We start from the raw sequence: 18,977 nt of genomic DNA on the forward strand, positions 1-18,977 counted from the left end.
TAGTGAACGGGGTTGGCAGATGATATGCACGAAACGTGCATGTATCGGCAGAAAGGTGCGCCCGATGAAGCTGGATCGGTTCGATATCTTGATCCTGACCGCATTGCAGCGCGATGGCGCGCTGACGAACGCCGCCCTGGCCGAGATCGTGAAGCTGTCGCCCTCGCAGTGCTCGCGGCGGCGGGCGGCCCTGGAAGAGGCCCGCGTGATCGAGGGGTATTCCGCGCGGCTGGGGGCGGCCAAGCTGGGCTATGGCCTGCGGTCCATCGTGCGTGTGAACCTGTCCAGCCACGGCCAGCGCAAAGAGGACGACTTCGCCCGCTTCGTCGCGACGCATCCCCAGATCCGGTCGGCCTTCTCGGTCTCGGGGGATGCCGACTACATCCTGGATGTCAGGGTGCGCGATCTGGATGCCTTCGCGGATTTCGTCCACGCGCATCTTCTGCCGCATCCGCAGGTGTCGCAGGTCAGGTCCGAGATCGTGCTGAAGACCCTGAAGGACGATCAGGGCATCGTGCCGGGCTGATCGTGGCGGAGAAGGCGGGTTCGGGCGCTTCCTTTTCGACAATGGCGGCGGTCGCGGTCGTCACTCCTGTGCCGGAAGAATCCTGCCGGTGCATTCGCCAAAGCCCACGCGGTAACCGTTCCCCTGGGCATGGGCATGCAGCGAGACGACATCGCCATCCTCGATGAAGGTGCGGGGTGCGCCGTTCACGGTCACGGGGGTCTTTCCGCCCTCGGTCATCTCCAGCAGGGCGCCCGTCTGGTCGCGCGCAGGCCCCGAGATGGTGCCGCTTCCCAGCAGGTCGCCCACGCGCATCGGGCAGCCCGACACCGCGTGATGCGCCAGTTGCTGCGCGCTGGAATAATACATGACGTTGTAATTCGTGCTGCACATCCGCTGACCGTTCATCGACCAGCCGATCGTCAGGTCGTAGAAGCCCGGCCGTTCCTCGTGCAGATAGGGCAGAAGCGGGTTCACCCGCTCGGCCCCCTTGCAGCGGAAGGGCTCCAGCGCGGCCTGCGTCACGATCCACGGGCTGATCGTGGTGCCAAGCGCCTTGGCCTGGAACGGCCCGAGCGGCTGGTACTCCCACGCCTGGATGTCGCGCGCCGACCAGTCGTTCAGCAGGACATAGCCGAAGATCATCCCCTCGGCCTTTTCGACCGAGATGCGGTCGCCCATCGCGCTGTCGGCCCCGACGATGGCCCCCAGTTCAAGTTCCAGATCCAGCCGCCTGCTGGGCGACCAGACAGGGCCGTCCTCGCCCCTGACCTGCCCCATGGGGCGGCGGATATCCGTGCCGGACACCACGACCGAGGATGCCCGCCCGTTATAGCCGATAGGCATGTGGGTCCATTGTTCGGGCAGCGCGTTTTCGGGGCCGCGGAACAGCGTGCCGACATTGAAGGCGTGGTTCTTCGAGGCGTAGAAATCCGTGAACTCGGTCACGCGGATCGGCAGGTGCATCGTCGCGTCGGGCATCGCGACCAGGGGCAAGTCGGTATCGGCACCCTGGGCCAGCAATTCGGTCAGGCGGGCACGGATGCGGTCCCAGGTCGGGCGCCCAAGCGCGATGAACTCGTTCAGCTGCGGGCGGGCGAAGCTGCCCTTGGCATCCAGAAGCCCGCGTTCCTCGCACGCAGCCAGGTCCAAGATCATCCGGCCGATGGCAACGCCGCAGCGGGGCCGGGTGGCCGCGGTCGAGAAGACGCCGAAAGGCAAGTTCTGGATCGGAAAGTCGCAGTCGGGATCGTTCGCATCGGCCACCCAGCTGCGCATCGGCATGTCCGTCTTGACCATGTTTCATGCCTCCACGTTCTTCTTGTCGTAGGCGGGCTGCCCCATGAGATGTCGCCTGTATGCCTTTGATCGGGAATGGGCAGGTCCGGATCAGACATCGTGTCGACACATGACGGCCTGACCGCGCCGCAGGCCGATCCGGTCGCGTCACCGCGCCATCACTTGATCCCCGGCGTCCCGTCGAACTTCTTCTCGAGCCTCTCCCAGACGTCGATATATTCCTCCTGCATGGGGGCTTCGCGGGCGGCGTAATGCGTCAGGTGCTGGGGGAAACGGGTCTCGAACATGAAGCTCATGGTGTTGTCCAGCTTCTCGGGCTTCAGCTGGGCATTGCTTGCACCCTCGAACGCCTCGCGGTCGGGGCCGTGGGGCAGCATGCAGTTGTGCAGGCTGATCCCGCCCGGCGCGAAGCCCTGCGGTTTGGCGTCATAGATGCCGTGGATGTTTCCCATCAGCTCGGACATGATGTTCTTGTGATACCAGGGCGGGCGGAAGCTGTGCTCGGCCACCATCCAGCGGTCGCGGAACAGCACGAAGTCGATATTCGCGGTCCCCTCCTGTCCCGAAGGCGCGGTCAGCACGGTGAAGATCGACGGGTCGGGATGGTCGAACAGGATCGCACCGACCGGGGAATATGTCCGAAGATCATACTTGTAGGCGCAATAGTTTCCGTGCCACGCGACGATGTCCAACGGGCTGTGGCCGATCCAGGTCTCGTGGAACTGGCCGCACCATTTGATCACCACGCGGGACCGGACCTCGCGGTCCTCGAAGGCGGCGACGGGGCATTTGAAGTCGCGCGGGTTCGCAAGGCAGTTCGCGCCGATCGGCCCGCGATGGGGCAGGTCGAACTTCTGGCCGTAATTCTCGCAGACGAAGCCGCGGCAGGGACCGTCCAGAACCTCGACGCGATACACCAACCCGCGCGGGATGATGGCGATCTCCTGCGGTTCCAGCTCGATCACGCCCAGCTCGGTGCAGAACCGCAGGCGGCCTTCCTGCGGGACGACCAGCAGTTCGCTGTCGGCCGAGAAGAAGTACTCGTCCCGCATCGAGCGGGTGACCAGATAGACATGGCTGGCCATGCCGACCTGGATGTTCACGTCGCCCGCCGTGGTGATCGTGCGCATCCCGGTGATCCAGGTCAGATCCTCGTCCGGGACGGGGATCGGATCCCATCGGTACTGCCCAAGGCTGGTGACGTTCGGCAGGACGTTCGGCGCGGTCTTCCAATAGGGAATGTCGATGGGCGAAAACCGCCCCGTGTGATGGACCGAGGGGCGGATGCGGTAACACCATGTCCGCTCGTTCTGGCCACGCGGCGCGGTGAAGGCCGTCCCCGACAGCTGTTCGGCATAGAGCCCGTAATTGCATTTCTGCGGGCTGTTCTGGCCCTGCGGCAGTGCGCCGGGCAGGGCCTCGGTCTCGAAATCGTTGCCGAAGCCGGGCATGTAGCCGGCGACCGTGCCGGTCGGCCCCGGAGGCATCCGCTGAACCGTCATGGCCTTCTCCTCCGCGACCTGTTCGTTGCGATTGCAATGAAAATATCGTTGAGGATGCAAGGATGTCAAGCGGCGCGGTCGGTGCTAGGCTGCGGCGATCACCAACGGCTCGAGATGTGCATGTCCTTCGACCTCGACGAATTCCTGCCCTATCAACTGAGCGTGGCGGCGGCGAAGATCAGCCGCAGCTTTGCCGAGATCTATCGCGCCGAGGCGGGGCTGACGATTCCCGAATGGCGGGTCATGGCGCATCTGCACCGCTCGGGTCCGGTCAGCGTGCGCGACATCACCGCCCGCGTGCATCTGGACAAGAGCATCGTCAGCCGCGCCGCCTCGAAGCTGGAGGGGGGCGGCCTGATCTCCAGCCAACCGCACGAGACCGACCGCAGGTTGGTGGTCCTGGAACTGACGCCGGATGGAAACGCGCTGATGCAGCGCCTTGGCCGGATCGCGGATGATTTTCAGGCGCGGCTGCTGCGCGACCTGGGGCCGGATGCGGCACACCTGCAAAGCGCGCTGCGCCGCATCATCGACGGGGTGCCCTGACCGCCGGTGCCTTTGCACCGACCTGCCTGCCGCGCCACATGATGAACAGGCCCGATGCCAGGATCAGCACCGAGCCCAGCAGCATCGAGGGGCGCAACTCCTCGCCAAAAATGGCGATGCCGAAGCCGATGCCGAACAGCAGGCGGCAGTAGCGGAAAGGCGTGACGGCCGACACCTCGCCCGTGCGCATCGCCTTCATCAGGCAGGAATAGGCGCAGACCCCCGCCATGACCGCGCCCGCCACGAACAGCGCGGATCGCAGGTCGGGGCGCGGCAGGGCATCGCCTTGCCAGATTGCGATCAGCGTGCCCGCGACGACCACCGACAGGAAACCATAGAGCCCGAGGATCGAGGTCCCGACCGTGCGCGGCGCCGCGCGGCTGGCAAGGTCGCGTCCGGCAAAGCCCAGCATCCCCACCACCGCCAGCAGCGACAGCGCCGAGAAGCTGTCCGCCCCCGGCTGCACGATCACCAGGACGCCCGCCATCCCGATCAGGATCGCGACCCACCTGCGCCAGCCCACGCGTTCGCCGAAGACGATGGCCGCGCCCGCGACGACGACCAGCGGCGTGGCCTGCAGGATCACCGTCGCCACCGACAGCGGGATCGTCGCCAGCGCCAGCACGAAGAACAGGCGGGCGACCACCTCGGAGACCATGCGGAAGCGCATCGCGGGTGCCAGCACGTCCGGCGTGAACAGCGGCTCGTGGTTGAGGCGCGCGACGATGGCGAAGATCGCGGCGCCGCCAAGCCCGAACATGATCAGGATCTGCCCGACCGGCAGGACCTGCGCGGCACCCTTGACGAAGGCATCCTCGACCGCGAAGCCCGCCATTGCGGCGATCATCCACAGCGCGCCGGTGACGTTCGCGCTGCGCGCGTCGGGAATGTCGGTGATCATGGTCTGCCCCCCTCGCGCGGTCCGTCCTGCGCGATCCTCGGGCGGATTGGTGCCTGCCGTGCCGGACGGGGTCAATGCGAAAGCGTCGCGCTTGACTTCGCGCGGGGCGGGGCGTAGTGCGCGATCCCTTTCGCGGGACAAGGATGACGGGCATGGCGGATCTTGGGCTGGGTGTGGATTTCGGCACCTCGAATTCGGCGGCGGGCTTCCTGCATGACGGCACGCCCCGCCTGATCCGGCTGGAGAAGGACCGCGAGGCGATGCCCACCACCTTCTTCTTCGACCGCGCGTCGCGGCGGACCCTGATGGGCGAGGCCGCCAACCGCGCCCTGCTGGAGGGGCAAGAGGGCCGCTTCATGCGCGCGCTGAAACGCGTGCTGGGCACCAGCCTGATGCACGAGAAGCGCCAGATCCTGGGCGAGCGCGTCAGCTTCGTGGACATCATCGCCCGCATCCTGACCCGCATCAGGGAACAGGCCGAGGCCGAGGCGGGCCGTCCCTTCGAGCGCGTCCTGTCGGGCCGCCCCGTCGTCTTTCACGGCCCGAACGACCCCCGAGAGGCGCAGGCCGAGGCCGATCTGCGCGAATGCTACCTTGCGGCGGGCTTCCAGGACGTGCGCTTCATGGCCGAACCCGAGGCTGCGGCGATCGCCAGCGGGGGGCTGCGCGATGCGAAGATGGCCGGGCTGATCGTCGATATCGGGGGCGGCACGTCCGATTTCTCGGTCTTTCGCGGCCAGGGGCGGGACATCCGCATCCTTGCCAATCACGGCGTGCGGATCGGGGGCACGGATTTCGACCGCTCGATCAGCATCGACCACGTGATGCCCGCGCTTGGGCGTGGCGGTCAGCTGCGGCTGGCCATGGGCGAGGGGCAGTCGCCGGTCCCGAACGCCATCTTCAACGACCTTGCCACGTGGGAGAAGATCCCCTTCCTCTATACCCCCCAGACCCTGCGCCGCGTGGACGAGATGCTGCGCCTGGCGCATCGCCCCGATCACCTGTCGCGCCTGCGCACCGTCATCGAGGACGAACTGGGCCACGACGTGGCCTTCGCCGTCGAGGCGGGCAAGATCGCCGCGAATGATGGTGCCGACGCCCCCCTGATCGACCTGTCCGCGATCGAGCGCGCGCTGAGCCTGCCGCTGAGCCGCGCCGACATGGCCACCAGCCTTGCCGCCCATTCAAACGCGCTGCGGACCGGCGCCGAGGAGACGCTGGCCCGTGCGGGGCTGCGCGCCTCGGGTATCGGCAAGGTCGTCTATGTCGGCGGGTCCAGCCTGATGTCCTTCGTACCGGATACGATGCGTGCCCTGTTCCTCGACGCCGAACATTCCTTCAGCGAGGTGTTCGACGCCGTGGCGACGGGACTTGCGATCGCCGCTTCCGACGATCGCAACTTCGCCTGAACGGCTCAGCCCTCGGCTTCGGGGTCGGTGACGGGATCCAGGACCAGCAGCAGGCGCGTCTCGCCGCTGCCCTGGATCGGAGGAGAGCGGTGGCGAAGCCCGCGATCGGGCAGGGGCGGCCACAGCGTGCCGCGCATCACGAAGGGCGAGCCTGCGGGGACCGTCGCGACGTGCTGCGGCTCGTCCCCGTCCGCCAGCCCGTATTGCGTCCCCGTCCCGCGATAGGTGCAGACCAGCCGAGCGGTCACCCGGTCCGCGTGGAACCGGCGGCAGGCATCGGTCGCGATCACGTCCAGCCGCAGGCGCAGCCAGGGCGCGCCCATCGTCGCGCCGAAGACCCGCGCGCATTCCGCGATGTCGTCGATCAGCCAGCGCCGCTCGGGGCCGTCGGGCATCTGCGCCGCCTCGCAGGCCGCAGTCACCGCCGCGCGGGCGCCCTCGGGCCGGACCAGCATGCGGGCGCGGGGCAGCAGCACGGGGTCCAGCCCCTCGATCCAGTCGCGGAACGGGCCCGGCCTGTCGCGCAGCCAGATCAGCGCCGCAGTGTCTTCCGCCGCGATGCGCGCGATGCCATCCGCCTCGGACACGATGGCCACGCCGGGCACGGGGGCTGCATGCACCGTCATGCCGCGGCCATGCCCCAGGCCGGGAACGGATCGGGCAGCCGTGGCAGCGCGTCCGGGCCGGGGGCCAGGTGTTCGGGCACAAGGGCCTGATCCAGGCGGGCCTTCAGCGCGGGCCAGTCGATACCCGTCCCGATGAAGACGATCTCTTGCCGCCGGTCGCCCCACGGCTCGATCCAGTGGCGGGCGAAATATTCGCGCGCGCCGTCACCGGTCGGGCGGCGTTCCTCGGGGACCGAGGCCCACCACTGTCCAAGCGGCGTGATCGAGGACAGCGCCCCCGCCAGCGAGAATTCGGCCAGCCAGTCCGGGCGCGTTGCGATCCAGAAATGCCCCTTGGCGCGGATCACGCCGGGCAGGGGGCCGTTCAGCAGCGCGTGCACCTTTGCCGGATCGAAGGGCTGCCTTGCGCGATAGACGAAGGACGCGACGCCGTATTCCTCGGTCTCGGGGGTGTGGTCGGCAAAGCCGTAAAGCTCCTTGGCCCACATCGGATGTTCATGCGCGCGGTCGAAGTCGAACAGCCCCGTATCGAGGATGTCGGCGGGGCGAACCTCGGAGCGGTCGGTTTCGATGATGCGGGCATCGGCGTTCAGCGCGCGGATGATCTTGCGGGCGGCATCGGTGCGTTCGGGACCGGCATCGGTGACCTTGTTCAGCACGATCACGTCGGCGAATTCGATCTGGTCGGTCAGCAGGTGGACCGACATGCGCTCGTCCCCCTCGCCCGCGACCTCGCCCCGGTCATGCAGGAAGTCGTGGCTGGAGAAGTCGTTGAGCAGGTTCACCGCATCGACCACCGTCACCATCGTGTCCAGACGCGAGACATCGGACAGGCTGTGGCCATCCTCGTCGCGGAAATCGAAGGTCGCGGCGACCGGCAGCGGCTCGGAGACGCCGGTGGATTCGATCAGCAGGTAATCGAAGCGCCCTTCTTCGGCCAGCTTGCGGACCTCTTGCAGCAGGTCGTCGCGCAGCGTGCAGCAGATGCAGCCGTTCGTCATCTCGACCAGGGTCTCGTCCGTCTGGCTGAGATTCGCGCCACCGTCGCGGACGAGGTCGGCGTCGATGTTCACCTCGGACATGTCGTTCACGATGACCGCCACGCGGCGGCCTTCGCGGTTGTTGAGGACGCGGTTCAGCAGCGTCGTCTTGCCCGCACCCAGGAACCCCGAGAGGACGGTGACGGGCAGGCGCGTGTCGATGGCAGGCATGGTCGGACCTTGTAGTTACGTTATACTGTAACATATACCCAGGAGCCGCGCCTCGTGCAACCCGCCAAATGGCTGGCGGGTCAGACCAGCCCTGCCAGCCACAGGTACAGCGGCAGCCCGACCGTGATGTTGAAGGGGAACGTCACGCCAAGCGACAGCGTCAGATAGATGCCGGCCTCGGCGCGGGGCAGGGCGACCTTCATCGCCGCCGGGACCGCGATGTAGGATGCCGATGCCGACAGGACCATCAGCAGGAACAGGCTGCCCGTCTGCAACCCGATGGCGCTGCCCAGGCCCATCGCCAGAAGCGCGCCGATCACCGGCATGACCAGCCCGAAGGCGAACAGCCCTGCGCACAGCAGATGCCGGTTGCGCAGCAGGCTGCGCCCCGCCGACAGACCCATGTCCAGCAGGAACAGGCACAGGATCCCGGTGAATGGCGTGACCACGAAGGGCGCGATCATCTGCATGCCCCTGTCCTGCGTCAGCGCACCGATGACGAAGGCGCCGGTCAGCAGCACGATGGATCCGTTGGCGAACAGCTCTCGCGCGGGGACGCGCCTTGCGCCGCCTTCGTGGCCGAAGCGCTGCGCGATCCACAGCGCGGACAGGATGGCGGGCACCTCCATCGTCGCGGCGACGGCGACCATGTAGCCGTCCGAGGCGATCCCCGTCAGGTCCAGCAGGCTGGATGCCGCCACGAAGGTCACGATCGAGATCGAGCCGTAATGCCCCGCCACCGCGGCCGCGTTCAGCGGGTCCAGTCGCGTCATGCCGCGCAGCAGGCCATAGGCGATGAACGGGATCGCGAATGACAGGACCAGGCCCGCCGCGATCGCTGTGAACAGTTCGGCGTCCAGCCCGTTCTTCGCCAAACTGTTGCCGCCCTTGAAGCCGATGGCCAGCAGCAGGTACAGCGACATGAACTTGGCCGCGCCCTCGGGGATGGACAGGTCGCTGCGGACGAAGGCGGCCAGCAGGCCGAGGGCGAAGAACAGGATCGTGGGCACCATCAGGTTGCCGATCAGGCTGTCGAGGATCTGCATCGTTTTCGGACCTTGCACGAGAGGGTTTCGCGCCTGTTGCCCGGTTTCATTGCATAGCTTAAATACAAATCAATGCGTCGTTCGATAGCCTGGGGATATGTATGCGCCCGACCCTTCGCCAGATGGAATATGTCGTGACGGTCCACCAGCTGGGCAGCTTCGGCCTTGCGGCCGAGATGCTGCATGTCAGCCAGCCCAGCCTGTCGAACCAGATCGCCGCGGTCGAGACCGACCTGGGCGTGCGCCTGTTCGAGCGGGGCCGCAGCGGGGCGCAGGCCACCGCGCGGGGCCTGGAATTCGTGACCCGCGCCCGCCGCATCCTGTCCGAGGTCGCGGCCCTGCGTGCCACGATGCTGTCGGACCTGCCCTTCGGCGGGCGCCTGCGGCTGGGGGTGCTGCCCTCGATCGGGCCGTATCTGCTGCCGCAGGCGATGAAGGCGCTGCATGACGACCAGCCCGACCTGCGCGTCATCGTGCGCGAGGAAAACACGCTCAGCCTGGACGAGGGGGTCCGCAATGGCCGCTTCGACGCGATCATCTCGACCCCCGAGGATCATCCGAACACGTTCCAGCACCCGCTGTTCGTCGAACCGCTGTGGGTTGCGGTGGCCCCGAACCATCCGCTGGCCGACAGGGGGCGCGTGACCGCGCCCGACCTGGCCGGACAGCGGCTGCTGACCCTGGACACGGGCCACCGGCTGGCGCGCATCGTCTATGGCCTTGCAGGGGCCAGCGGGGCGATGGTGTCGGACGATTACGAGGGCACGAGCCTCGATTCCATCGTGCTGATGGCCGCGACCGGCGCGGGCATCGGCATCCTGCCGGACCTGTTCGCGCGACGCCAAGGCGTCCACCGGACCGAGGTTCGCGTCATGCCGCTGGCCATGCCGGGCGCGGACCGGACGATCAGCCTGATGCTGCCCAAGGACCGGTCCGCGACGCTGTCGCGGGAACTGGCCGCGATCCTGCGGGGCGCGGCAGGCGGGCTGGGGCTGCAGGTGGTGCCGCTCAGTCCCTGATCGTCAGGGCCATCACCTGCGCAAGATGTGCGGCGGCAACGACCCCATCGACCAGCACCGCATCGGTGTCGCGGCCCAGTTCCGGGCGCAGGGCCGACATGCCCGCGCAGCCCAGCACGATGGCGCGCGCGCCGCCCCGCGCCGTGTCCGCGATCACGCGCGACAGGCGATCGCGGACCTGCGGGCCGCCCATCTCGACATCCAGCACGGGGATCCCGGATGCGACGACGGCCATGCAGGCATCCGCATGTCCATAGGCCGCGACATTGGCCCGGATCACGGGGACCGACACGTCAAGCGTCGTCACGATCCCGAAGCGCCCGCCATGCAGCGCGGCCAGCGCCATGGCGGCCTGACCGATGCCGATGACCGGGCAATGGGCCGCATCGCGCAGGCGGTCCAGCCCGGTATCGTCGAAGCAGCCGATGACGATGGCATCGACCGCGGCGGCCTGCGCCTTGGGCAGCAGCGCCATCAGGCCCGCGACGGCGGCGGCGCCATCCTCGGGGCCCTGGATCGCGGCCGGGCCGTCATGGTTCGTCCACCCCAGCAGCTCGGTGCCGGGCAGGGCGTTGCGGGCGACCTCGACCATGCTGTCGGTCATGGCCTGGGTCGAATTCGGGTTCAGGAACAGAAGCCGCATCATCGTGCCTGCCGCCCGCATCGCTCAGGGTGCATCGGCGGCGTCCCTTTCGGCGGCAAAACACGCGACGCGGCGGTCCAGCACCTCGGCGCGGCGCGTGGGGCGTTCGGTGCGGCAGCGGTCGAAGGCCAGCGGACAGCGCGGGTGGAAGCTGCAACCCGAGGGGGGCGACACGGGCGAGGGGACCTCTCCGCCCATGGCGGTGCGGTCGCGCTTGGGGGCCTCCAGATCCGGGATCGTGTCCAGCAGCAGCCGCGTATAGGGGTGCAGCGGGCGCGCGAACAGGTCGGCGGTCGGCTGGATCTCGACGATGCGGCCCAGATACATCACCGCGATGACATCGGCCATGTGCCGCACCACGCTGAGGTCGTGGCTGATGAACAGATAGGTCAGGCCCATCTCGTTCTGCAGCCGCTTCATGAGGTTCAGCACCTGCGCCTGCACCGACACGTCCAGCGCCGAGGTCGGCTCGTCGCAGACGAGGAACTCGGGCTCGCCGGCCAGGGCCCGCGCGATCGAGATGCGCTGACGCTGCCCGCCCGAGAATTCATGCGGGAATTTCGACCCGTCCGCCGCCGAAAGCCCCACGATCTGCAGCAGCTCGTCCACGCGGGCGTTGACGGCGGCATCGGGCGTGTCGGGGCGCAGGGTGCGCAGCGGCTCGGCGATGATGCGGCCCACGCGCCAGCGCGGGTTGAGGCTGGCAAAGGGGTCCTGGAAGATCATCTGCAGCCGGTCGCAGTCGCCGTGGAACCGGATGCTGCCGCCGGACGGCGCGTGAAGGCCGGTGACCAGCTTGGCGATGGTGCTCTTGCCGCAGCCGCTCTCGCCCACCAGGGCAAGGGTCTGGCCACGCTGGATGACGAAATCCACCCCGTCCACGGCATGCAGCGTCCGGCGGGGCTTGCGCTCGATCATGCGGTTCAGCCAGGGGGCCGACACGTCGAAGCGGCGTTCGAGGGCGTCCACCTCGAGGATGGCGTTCGGGCGGATGTTCATGCGGCTTCTCCGTGATCGACAGTGCCGGTGCGGGGCAGCCAGCAGGCGGCGCCGGTGGAGGCCCCGGCGGGAATGCGCGGAACCTCGGCGCGGCAGCGGGGGCCGGCATGGGCGCAGCGCGGGTTGAAGGCGCAGCCCTGCGGGATCGCGTTCAGGCGGGGCATCGCGCCGGGGATCATCTGCAGTTCCTCGACATCCTTGCGCAGCGACGGGATCGAGCCCATCAGCCCCGCGGTATAGGGATGGCTGGGGCGGCGCACGACATCCTCGACGCTGCCGATTTCGGCCAGGCGGCCCGCATACATGACCGCCACGCGATCGGCGGTTTCCGCGATCACGCCCATGTCGTGCGTGACCAGCATCACCGCCGTCCCGCGTTCGCGGCAGAGACGCTTCAGCAGCGCGGTGATCTGGGCCTGGATCGACACGTCCAGCGCCGTCGTCGGCTCGTCCGCGACGATCAGCTCGGGTTCCGCGCAGAGCGCCAGCGCGATCACGATGCGCTGCCGCATCCCCCCCGAGAACTGGTGCGGATAGCTGTCGATCCGTTCCTCGACCGCGGGGATGCCAACCTCGCGCATCAGGTCCTTGGCGCGTTCGCGGGCCTGGTTCCGGTCCAGGTCGGTATGCAGGCGGATCGTCTCGACCAGCTGGTCGCCCACGCGGAACAGCGGGTTCAACGAGGTCAGCGGGTCCTGGAAGATCGCGCCGATGCGACGCCCGCGCACGGATTGCATCGCGCGGTCGTCCAGGTCGTCGATCCGGTCGCCCGACAGGTGGATGCTGCCCGCGGCGATGCGGCCCGGCGGTTCCAGCAGGCCCAGGATCGACATGCCGGTCATCGACTTGCCCGCGCCGGATTCCCCGACCATTCCCAGGATCTCTCCCCGGCGGATCTGCAACGAGATGTCGTCGACCGCGGTCAGCACGCCCTTGCGGGTTGGAAATTCGACGCGCAGGTTCCGCACGTCCAGGACGACATCGCTCATGGGGCGACCCTCTCGTAGCTGGGGGTGAAGATTTCGCCGACTGGCGGGTGGCCGACCGTCCGGTCGGGATAGCGGGCGATCAGCCCGTCGAACTGCGCCTGGGCGCGGGCCGCGTCGGCGCGGGCGTCGATGCCGGGGATGACGCCGCCCGCCATCACGTGGCGGCCGTCGATGAAGACATCCCGCACGTCCCGACCGGAACCCGAGGTCATCAGCGTCTGCACCGGATCGGGGGTGCACAGCGCACCGCGCAGGTCGATGACCGCGATATCGGCCTTGGCGCCCGGCTCGATCCGGCCCAGATCGTCGCGGCCCAGGGCCCGCGCGCCGCCAAGCGTGGCCGCGTCGAACATCTCTTCGGACCTGATCGCGGTGCCGCCCGCCGCGATGCGGGCGGTCATCATGCCGATCTGCATGTTTAGGATCATGTCGGCAGGGTGGGTGTCGGTGCCCAGCCCGATATTGATCCCACGCGTGCGGCACGAGGGGAAACTGTCCAGCAACCCGCCATGCCGCGCGGCGACCAGCGGGCAATGGACCAGCGACGCGCCCGCACCGGCGATCAGGTCGAATTCCGCCTCTGTCGCATGGGTGCCGTGGGGCAGCAGCCAGTTCCCGCGCAGCGCGCCGATGCCGTGCAGCCACTCGATCGGGCCGCAGCCATGCTGTTCGCGGACCAGCCGCAGCTCGGTCGGGGACTGGGCGCAATGCTGGCGGACCGGGGCGCCCATCTCGTGGGCGATGTCGGCAGTGCGGCGCAGCAGGTCGGCGGTGCAGGTCTCGATCCGGTCGGGGGCGAACATCGCGCGCACCAGACCGCCCGCCGCGCCGTCGATGCGGGCGGCGAATTCGGCGGCATCCGACAGGCCGGCCATGCCGCGCGCCTCGTCGAAGACGGCGCGGATATTGCCCTGGTCATCCGTCACCTGCCCGCCCGTGCGATAGGCCGGTCCCAGGTAGACGCGCAGCCCCAGATCGGCGGCGGCCCCGGCGGCCGCGTCGAATTCGGCCACCGTCTCGGCCCATTCGCGATAGAACAGCGAGGCGATGGGCAGCGCGGTCGTGATGCCGTTGCGGATCAGCTGCGCGAAGGCGTGGCGCTTCTGGAATGCCAGTTCCTCGGGGGAATACATCTCGTAGGGGCCGCGCGCGAGATAGGTTTCGGGCCAGACGCGGCCCTTGCGCCATGCGGGCCAGTTGTCGAACCCCAGGATCGTCGTGTCGAGATCGGACAGCGCATCCAGATCGACGAAACCCGGCGAGATCACGGCCTCGCCATAGTCGATGCGGCGGGCGACCTCGCCCTCGAACCCGCGACCGACATGCAACACGCGGTCGCCCTCGATCACGACCTGCGCGTTCTCGTGGACGACATGGCGCCCGTCGCGATGGCCGATGACCCAACGGGCCTGCAGAAGCGTGCGGTCCGCCATCAGGGTGCCTCGATCACGCAGGTGCCGTCGCGGGCGATGACGTTGCCGCCCTTCAGGACCAGCTTGCGCGGGGTGTGGGTCACGACGGCCTCGGCCAGCGTCTCTCCGCCGATCAGGACGCAGTCGGCGCGGCAGCCGGGTTCCAGGCCATAGCCCTCGGCCCCCATGATCGCGGCCCCGCCGCGGGTACAGATGTCCAGCGCCAGCTCGACCTCGTCGTCGCGGCGCAGGTTGTTGCGCATGCCGATCTGCATGGCCTTTTCCAGCATGTCGGAATTGCCATAGGGGCCCCAGGTGTCGCGGATCCCGTCGCAGCCCGCGCCGGTCAGGATGCCCATCGCATGCAGTTCCTTGACCGCCGGGACGGGGGCCGATGCGGGGGCGGTGGTCAGGATATGGATGCGGTTCCGCGCCAGCCTTTCCTGCAGGGCGGCGACCTGCGCGCGATCCGGTGCGCCCAAGCAGAACGCATGGGACATCGACACCAGCCCCTGCATGCCCGAAGCCTCGGTCCGGTCGATGATCTCCTCCATCGAGAACCAGCCAAGGGCATCGCGTTCATGCAGGTGGATGTCGATGGGCTTGCCGTGCTTCTGGGCAAGGTCGAAGACGGTATCCAGATGCCCCTTGGGGTCGTGCTCCATCCCGCAGGGGTCGATCCCGCCCACCAGGTCCGCGCCCATGGCCAGCGCCTCGTCCATCAGCTCGGCCGTGCCGGGGCGGGTCATCATGCCAGATTGCGGAAAGGCCACGATCTGGATGTCCACCATCCCGGCCAGCTTCTCGCGCGTGGCCATCACGCCCTCGATCCCGGCCAGGCCGTGATGGGTGTCCACATCCACGTGGCTGCGGATATGCGTGCAGCCATGCGACATCGCCAGGATCGCGTGGCGTTCGCTCTGGATGCGCGGATCCAGTCCGAGCGAGACCTTCACCTCGCGCTCGTTGTCGATCTTGTCGATCAGGCGGGGGCCGACCTCGTTGCGGTACCAGGGCAGGCCCAGCAGCGACTTGTCCAGATGTGTATGCGCCTCGACCAGGCCGGGGATCAGGATGCTGCCGCCGCAATCGATCACCTGCGCATCGGCGGGCGCCGCCGCGACGAAGCGGCCATCCGCGACATGAAGGTCGGTGGCGGGGCCGCCCATCGGGCGGACGTTCTTGAGGGTCTTGCTGGTCACTTGGATCACCGCAGTTTGGGGTTGAGCGCGTCGCGCAGCCAGTCCCCGATCATGTTGACCGACAGGACGATGAGGCAGAGCTGGATGGACGGGAACACGACGATCCACCACAGCCCGGAGAACAGGTACTGGTTGCCGATCCGGATCAGCGTGCCCAGGCTGGGCTGATCGGGGGGCATGCCGACGCCCAGGAAGGACAGCGTGGCCTCGGACAGGATCGCCAGCCCGAAATTCAGCGTGGCGGCCACCATGATGGGCGTCAGGCAGTTCGGCAGGATGTGGTGCAGCATGATGCGCCAGGGGCGGACGCGGATCAGCTTGGCAGCCTGCACGTATTCCTTGCGGGCCTCGACCATGGCCGATGCGCGCACGGTGCGGGCGTATTGCACCCAGGACGGCACCGCGATCGCCATGATCAGGATGGGGGCCGCCAGCACGTCCTTCAGGCCCGTCGGCAGCGAAGCCGTGGCGATGGCCGTGATCAGGATCGCGATCAGGATGAAGGGCATGGACAGCAGCACGTCGCCCACGCGCATGATCACGTTGTCCACCCAGCCGCCGAAATACCCCGCGACCAGCCCGAGCGTCAGCCCGATCGCCAGTGCCACGATGACCGAGGCGAACCCGATGATCAGCGAGATGCGCGAGCCATAGAGAACCGCCGACAGGATGTCGCGCCCCTGCGTATCGGTCCCCAGCACATAGGGCCACTGCCCTTCGGCGTTCCAGATCGGCGGGATCTCCGAGTTCCACAGCTCCAGCGCGGCAAGGTCGTAGGGGTTCTGCGGCGTGATGAGCGGCGCTAGGAAGGCGGTCGCGGCGACGATCGCCAGCAGGATCGCCGCAAAGACCGCCGAGGGATGCGCGCGGAAGGAATGCCACAGGTCGCTGTCGCGCATGCGCTGCAGGCGTCCGGGCAGGGGCGCGGCCGGGGCGGGGGTGGTATCGGCGGGAAGGGTAACGGTCTTTTCCATCGGGGCCTCCGGGCTCAGCCTTTTCCGCGTGCGCTGTCGTCGCGCAGGCGCGGATCGACCCAGGCATAGGTGATGTCGACAAGGGTGTTCAGGGCGACGAAGATGAACGAGACGATCAGCAGGTACGCCGCCATCACCGGCAGATCGACGAAGGTCACTGCCTGGATGAACAGCATCCCCATGCCTGGCCACTGGAAGACCGTTTCGGTCACCAGCGCGAAGGCGATCAGGTTGCCGATCTGCATGCCGGTCAGGGTGATGACGGGCATCAGGCAGTTGCGCAGCGCGTGGCGCCAATGCACCCGGCGGGCGGGCACGCCGCGCGCGCGCGCGAACTTGATATAGTCGGCGCGCAGCGTCTCCAGCATCTCGGCGCGGACCAGCCGCATCACCAGCGTCACCTGGAAGGTCGAGAGCGAGATCGCCGGCAGAAGCAGCGCTGCCCGCCCCGATGGCGTCAGCAGCCCCGTGGACCACCAGCCGATATCGACCGTCTCGCCGCGTCCGAAGGCGGGCAGCCAGCCAAGCGTCACCGAAAAGGCCAGGATCAGCATGATCCCCACGACGAAGCTGGGCAGCGAGACCCCGACGATTGACCCCAGCTGCAGCATGTTCGCAAGCTTGCTGTCGCGATATATCGCCGTGACGACGCCCGCCGGAATGCCCACCACCAACGAGATCAGCGTGGCCACCAGCACCAGTTCCAGCGTGGCCGGGAAGCGTTCCTGGATCAGCACCATAACGTCCTGCTGGTTGCGGTACGAGATCCCGAAATCGCCCTGCACCGCGTTCGTGACGAAGCGGGTGTACTGGGTCAGGAACCCGTCGTTCAGGCCCAGCCTCTCTCTCAGGTCGATGCGGTCCTGCAGGGTGGCCTGCTCGTTGACCATCATCTCGACCGGGTCGCCGAAGAAGCGGAAGATGACGAAGGCCAGCAGCGCCACCGCCAGCATGACAAAGACCGCGTTGGCGGTACGCTTGAGAAGGAAAGCTAGCATCGCAGGCTCCGATCGGGTGGACAGCGTGCCGGACCGCCCGCAGGGGGCGATCCGGCGAGGGGCGTCAGGATTCCCCGCCCATGCGGGCGAACCACAGGCGCGGCTTGGCATCGGGGAACAGCGGCATCTCGGCCACGTCCTGCGTCACGGCCCAGGCCATCGGCTGCTGGTGCAGCGGGATCATGATGACCTCGTCCTTGACGATCTGCAGCGCCTGCGTCTGCAGCGCCAGTCGCGCCTCGACGTCCAGCTCCTGCCCAGCCTCGTCGACCAGCGCGTCCAGTTCGGGATAGGACCAGCCGCCCCAGTTGAAGACCCCGGCATTGCCGTCCTTGGAATGGAAGATCTGCAGAAGCGGCGAGTAGCTGTCCAGCAGCGGCAGCGTCGCCCAGCCGAGCGTGTAGATATCGGTCTTGGCATTGGTCCGCTTGGGCGACTGCACGGCGCGGGGGGCGACATCCAGCTTGGGCGCAAGTCCGATGCGGCTCCACATCGAGGCGATGGCCTGGCAGAACTGCTCCTCGTTCACCAGCCCGTCGCTGAGGCAGTTGAACTCGAATTCCAGCCCTTTGGGGACGCCGGCCTCGGCCAGGATCGCCTTGGCGGCATCGGGATCGTGGACGGGCAGGACGTCCAGTTCCTCGACATAGCCGGGGATCTGCGGCGCGACGGTCGCCCCGGCGGTGCGTGACTTGCCGCGCATCACCTTCTGCTGGATCAGGTCCAGGTCGATGGCCTGGTACAGCGCCTCGCGGACGGCCTTGTCGCGGAAGGGGTTCGGCTCTCCGGTGGTCAGCGTCTCGCGGAAGGGGAAGCCGATCATGACGGTGCGCAGATCGACGCCTTCCAGCACCTCGACCTCGGGCGCGGCCTCGAGGCGCGGCAGATCCTGGACGGGCGCATCGTTGGTGAAGTCGATCTCGCCCGACAGCAGGGCGGCGACGCGGGTGGCGGCCGAATTGACGGGCGTCAGCTCGATCCGGTCGAGATTGTGCTGCGCCTCGTCCCACCAGTCGGGATTGGCCACGAAGACCGTCCTGGCATCGGGCTGGCGGCTTTCGACGATGAAGGGGCCGGTGCCGTTCGCGTTGTAGGTGGCGTACCCTTCCGTCCCCGCGCCCACGTCGGTCGGCAGCAGGGCGTCGTTCTCGGTCAGCCATTCGGCGTCGAAGATGTGGATGTTGGTCAGGTCGTTCAGCAGCAGCGGATAGGTGCCGTTCAGCGTGATGTCGACGGTGTGGTCGTCCACCACCGCCGCGCTGACATAGGCGGGCAGGTTGCCCTTCAGCGGCGAGGTCTCGTGGCTGACGCGGGTCAGCGATGCGACGACATCCTCGGCGGTGAAGGGGTTGCCGTTGTGGAAGGTCACGCCCTGGCGCAGCTTGAAGCGCCAGGTGATCTGGTCGTCCAGGATCTCCCAGCTTTCGGCAAGGGCGGGCTCGATCTTCAGGTCGCGGTCATAGCGGACAAGCCCTTCATAGACGTGGTTCAGCACGTTGATCGTGAAGCTGTCGCCGAAGGAATAGGGGTCCAGCGATCCGATATCGCGGTTCGCCCCCCATTTCAGCACGTTCTCGGCCTGTGCGGTGCCCGTCAGCGCGACAACTGCCGCCGAGGCGAGCATGAGATGGCGTAGTTTCATGTCCTGGTCCCTTTCCAACTGGATTGCATCACGGAATCGGCAAAATTGGATACG

18 protein-coding genes are annotated in these 18,977 nt (G+C 67.8%); 4 read left to right on the plus strand and 14 right to left on the minus strand.

What is annotated here, in order from left to right; genetic code table 11:
* The first annotated feature begins 64 nt into the window (after positions 1–64).
* Positions 65–526 carry an Lrp/AsnC family transcriptional regulator gene (locus F804_RS0113710; RefSeq protein ID WP_022708320.1) on the plus strand — a complete coding sequence of 154 codons (462 nt, stop codon included), beginning with the start codon at positions 65–67 and terminating at the stop codon, positions 524–526.
* A 60-nt stretch (positions 527–586) separates the two neighbouring features.
* Here the strand turns inward: F804_RS0113710 and fahA are convergent, their stop codons facing one another.
* On the minus strand, positions 587–1,804 hold the full coding sequence (gene fahA, locus F804_RS0113715; RefSeq protein ID WP_022708321.1) for a fumarylacetoacetase: 1,218 nt from the start codon (positions 1,802–1,804) through the stop codon (positions 587–589).
* A gap of 158 nt (positions 1,805–1,962) precedes the next feature.
* Positions 1,963–3,306, minus strand: a complete 1,344-nt coding sequence (gene hmgA, locus F804_RS0113720) for a homogentisate 1,2-dioxygenase (protein WP_022708322.1) — start codon at positions 3,304–3,306, stop codon at positions 1,963–1,965.
* Between the two features lie 54 nt (positions 3,307–3,360).
* On the opposite strand from hmgA, the gene F804_RS0113725 reads away from it, so the two are divergent.
* The gene (locus tag F804_RS0113725; RefSeq protein ID WP_245540366.1) at positions 3,361–3,852 is read left to right on the plus strand and encodes a MarR family winged helix-turn-helix transcriptional regulator; all 492 of its coding nucleotides are present in this window, start codon (positions 3,361–3,363) and stop codon (positions 3,850–3,852) included.
* Here the strand turns inward: F804_RS0113725 and F804_RS16580 are convergent.
* Positions 3,833–4,753 carry a DMT family transporter gene (locus F804_RS16580; protein WP_022708324.1) on the minus strand — a complete coding sequence of 307 codons (921 nt, stop codon included), beginning with the start codon at positions 4,751–4,753 and terminating at the stop codon, positions 3,833–3,835. The genes F804_RS0113725 and F804_RS16580 overlap by 20 nt on opposite strands.
* A gap of 152 nt (positions 4,754–4,905) precedes the next feature.
* Between F804_RS16580 and F804_RS0113735 the strand changes: the two genes are divergently transcribed.
* Complete coding sequence (locus F804_RS0113735) at positions 4,906–6,162, plus strand: Hsp70 family protein (protein WP_022708325.1); 1,257 nt, start codon at positions 4,906–4,908, stop codon at positions 6,160–6,162.
* 5 nt (positions 6,163–6,167) lie between these two features.
* On the opposite strand, the gene F804_RS0113740 is transcribed toward F804_RS0113735, so the two are convergent.
* The 3 genes from F804_RS0113740 to F804_RS0113750 form a co-directional block, all read right to left on the minus strand.
* The gene (locus F804_RS0113740) at positions 6,168–6,788 is read right to left on the minus strand and encodes a DUF1826 domain-containing protein (protein ID WP_022708326.1); all 621 of its coding nucleotides are present in this window, start codon (positions 6,786–6,788) and stop codon (positions 6,168–6,170) included.
* The gene (locus tag F804_RS0113745; RefSeq protein ID WP_022708327.1) at positions 6,785–7,999 is read right to left on the minus strand and encodes a GTP-binding protein; all 1,215 of its coding nucleotides are present in this window, start codon (positions 7,997–7,999) and stop codon (positions 6,785–6,787) included. Before F804_RS0113745 ends, F804_RS0113740 begins: the two co-directional genes overlap by 4 nt.
* A gap of 80 nt (positions 8,000–8,079) precedes the next feature.
* Positions 8,080–9,045 carry a sodium-dependent bicarbonate transport family permease gene (locus F804_RS0113750; RefSeq protein WP_022708328.1) on the minus strand — a complete coding sequence of 322 codons (966 nt, stop codon included), beginning with the start codon at positions 9,043–9,045 and terminating at the stop codon, positions 8,080–8,082.
* 101 nt (positions 9,046–9,146) lie between these two features.
* On the opposite strand from F804_RS0113750, the gene F804_RS16585 reads away from it, so the two are divergent.
* Positions 9,147–10,064, plus strand: coding sequence for a hydrogen peroxide-inducible genes activator (locus F804_RS16585; protein ID WP_022708329.1), 918 nt, complete (start codon positions 9,147–9,149; stop codon positions 10,062–10,064).
* Here the strand turns inward: F804_RS16585 and F804_RS0113760 are convergent.
* The 8 genes from F804_RS0113760 to F804_RS0113795 form a co-directional block, all read right to left on the minus strand.
* The gene (locus tag F804_RS0113760; protein WP_028725997.1) at positions 10,054–10,707 is read right to left on the minus strand and encodes an aspartate/glutamate racemase family protein; all 654 of its coding nucleotides are present in this window, start codon (positions 10,705–10,707) and stop codon (positions 10,054–10,056) included. The genes F804_RS16585 and F804_RS0113760 overlap by 11 nt on opposite strands.
* Before the next feature lie 24 nt (positions 10,708–10,731).
* On the minus strand, positions 10,732–11,706 hold the full coding sequence (locus tag F804_RS0113765) for an ABC transporter ATP-binding protein (RefSeq protein ID WP_022708331.1): 975 nt from the start codon (positions 11,704–11,706) through the stop codon (positions 10,732–10,734).
* On the minus strand, positions 11,703–12,695 hold the full coding sequence (locus F804_RS0113770) for an ABC transporter ATP-binding protein (protein WP_022708332.1): 993 nt from the start codon (positions 12,693–12,695) through the stop codon (positions 11,703–11,705). The genes F804_RS0113765 and F804_RS0113770 overlap by 4 nt, the downstream gene beginning before the upstream one ends.
* Complete coding sequence (locus F804_RS0113775) at positions 12,692–14,128, minus strand: chlorohydrolase family protein (protein WP_022708333.1); 1,437 nt, start codon at positions 14,126–14,128, stop codon at positions 12,692–12,694. Before F804_RS0113775 ends, F804_RS0113770 begins: the two co-directional genes overlap by 4 nt.
* Positions 14,128–15,309, minus strand: a complete 1,182-nt coding sequence (locus F804_RS0113780; RefSeq protein WP_028725998.1) for an amidohydrolase family protein — start codon at positions 15,307–15,309, stop codon at positions 14,128–14,130. Before F804_RS0113780 ends, F804_RS0113775 begins: the two co-directional genes overlap by 1 nt.
* Before the next feature lie 5 nt (positions 15,310–15,314).
* On the minus strand, positions 15,315–16,283 hold the full coding sequence (locus F804_RS0113785; protein ID WP_022708335.1) for an ABC transporter permease: 969 nt from the start codon (positions 16,281–16,283) through the stop codon (positions 15,315–15,317).
* A 14-nt stretch (positions 16,284–16,297) separates the two neighbouring features.
* Positions 16,298–17,281, minus strand: coding sequence for an ABC transporter permease (locus tag F804_RS0113790; protein ID WP_022708336.1), 984 nt, complete (start codon positions 17,279–17,281; stop codon positions 16,298–16,300).
* A 64-nt stretch (positions 17,282–17,345) separates the two neighbouring features.
* A complete protein-coding gene (locus F804_RS0113795; protein ID WP_028725999.1) occupies positions 17,346–18,923 on the minus strand; it encodes an ABC transporter substrate-binding protein in 1,578 nt (525 codons plus the stop codon).
* Positions 18,924–18,977: the final 54 nt, after the last annotated feature.

Source organism: Paracoccus zeaxanthinifaciens ATCC 21588, assembly GCF_000420145.1.
Lineage (GTDB): Bacteria > Pseudomonadota > Alphaproteobacteria > Rhodobacterales > Rhodobacteraceae > Paracoccus > Paracoccus zeaxanthinifaciens.

Bases quoted from the DNA above. Each gene is read 5' to 3' on its own strand.
- F804_RS0113765 (WP_022708331.1), bottom strand. From the start codon at position 11,706: ATGAACATCCGCCCGAACGCCATCCTCGAGGTGGACGCCCTCGAACGC.
- F804_RS0113725 (WP_245540366.1), top strand. From the start codon at position 3,361: ATGCAAGGATGTCAAGCGGCGCGGTCGGTGCTAGGCTGCGGCGATCAC.
- F804_RS0113740 (WP_022708326.1), bottom strand. From the start codon at position 6,788: ATGACGGTGCATGCAGCCCCCGTGCCCGGCGTGGCCATCGTGTCCGAG.
- F804_RS0113750 (WP_022708328.1), bottom strand. From the start codon at position 9,045: ATGCAGATCCTCGACAGCCTGATCGGCAACCTGATGGTGCCCACGATC.
- F804_RS0113795 (WP_028725999.1), bottom strand. From the start codon at position 18,923: ATGAAACTACGCCATCTCATGCTCGCCTCGGCGGCAGTTGTCGCGCTG.
- F804_RS0113745 (WP_022708327.1), bottom strand. From the start codon at position 7,999: ATGCCTGCCATCGACACGCGCCTGCCCGTCACCGTCCTCTCGGGGTTC.
- F804_RS0113710 (WP_022708320.1), top strand. From the start codon at position 65: ATGAAGCTGGATCGGTTCGATATCTTGATCCTGACCGCATTGCAGCGC.
- fahA (WP_022708321.1), bottom strand. From the start codon at position 1,804: ATGGTCAAGACGGACATGCCGATGCGCAGCTGGGTGGCCGATGCGAAC.
- F804_RS0113785 (WP_022708335.1), bottom strand. From the start codon at position 16,283: ATGGAAAAGACCGTTACCCTTCCCGCCGATACCACCCCCGCCCCGGCC.
- F804_RS0113790 (WP_022708336.1), bottom strand. From the start codon at position 17,281: ATGCTAGCTTTCCTTCTCAAGCGTACCGCCAACGCGGTCTTTGTCATG.
- F804_RS0113760 (WP_028725997.1), bottom strand. From the start codon at position 10,707: ATGCGGCTTCTGTTCCTGAACCCGAATTCGACCCAGGCCATGACCGAC.
- hmgA (WP_022708322.1), bottom strand. From the start codon at position 3,306: ATGACGGTTCAGCGGATGCCTCCGGGGCCGACCGGCACGGTCGCCGGC.
- F804_RS0113770 (WP_022708332.1), bottom strand. From the start codon at position 12,695: ATGAGCGATGTCGTCCTGGACGTGCGGAACCTGCGCGTCGAATTTCCA.
- F804_RS16580 (WP_022708324.1), bottom strand. From the start codon at position 4,753: ATGATCACCGACATTCCCGACGCGCGCAGCGCGAACGTCACCGGCGCG.
- F804_RS16585 (WP_022708329.1), top strand. From the start codon at position 9,147: ATGCGCCCGACCCTTCGCCAGATGGAATATGTCGTGACGGTCCACCAG.
- F804_RS0113775 (WP_022708333.1), bottom strand. From the start codon at position 14,128: ATGGCGGACCGCACGCTTCTGCAGGCCCGTTGGGTCATCGGCCATCGC.
- F804_RS0113735 (WP_022708325.1), top strand. From the start codon at position 4,906: ATGGCGGATCTTGGGCTGGGTGTGGATTTCGGCACCTCGAATTCGGCG.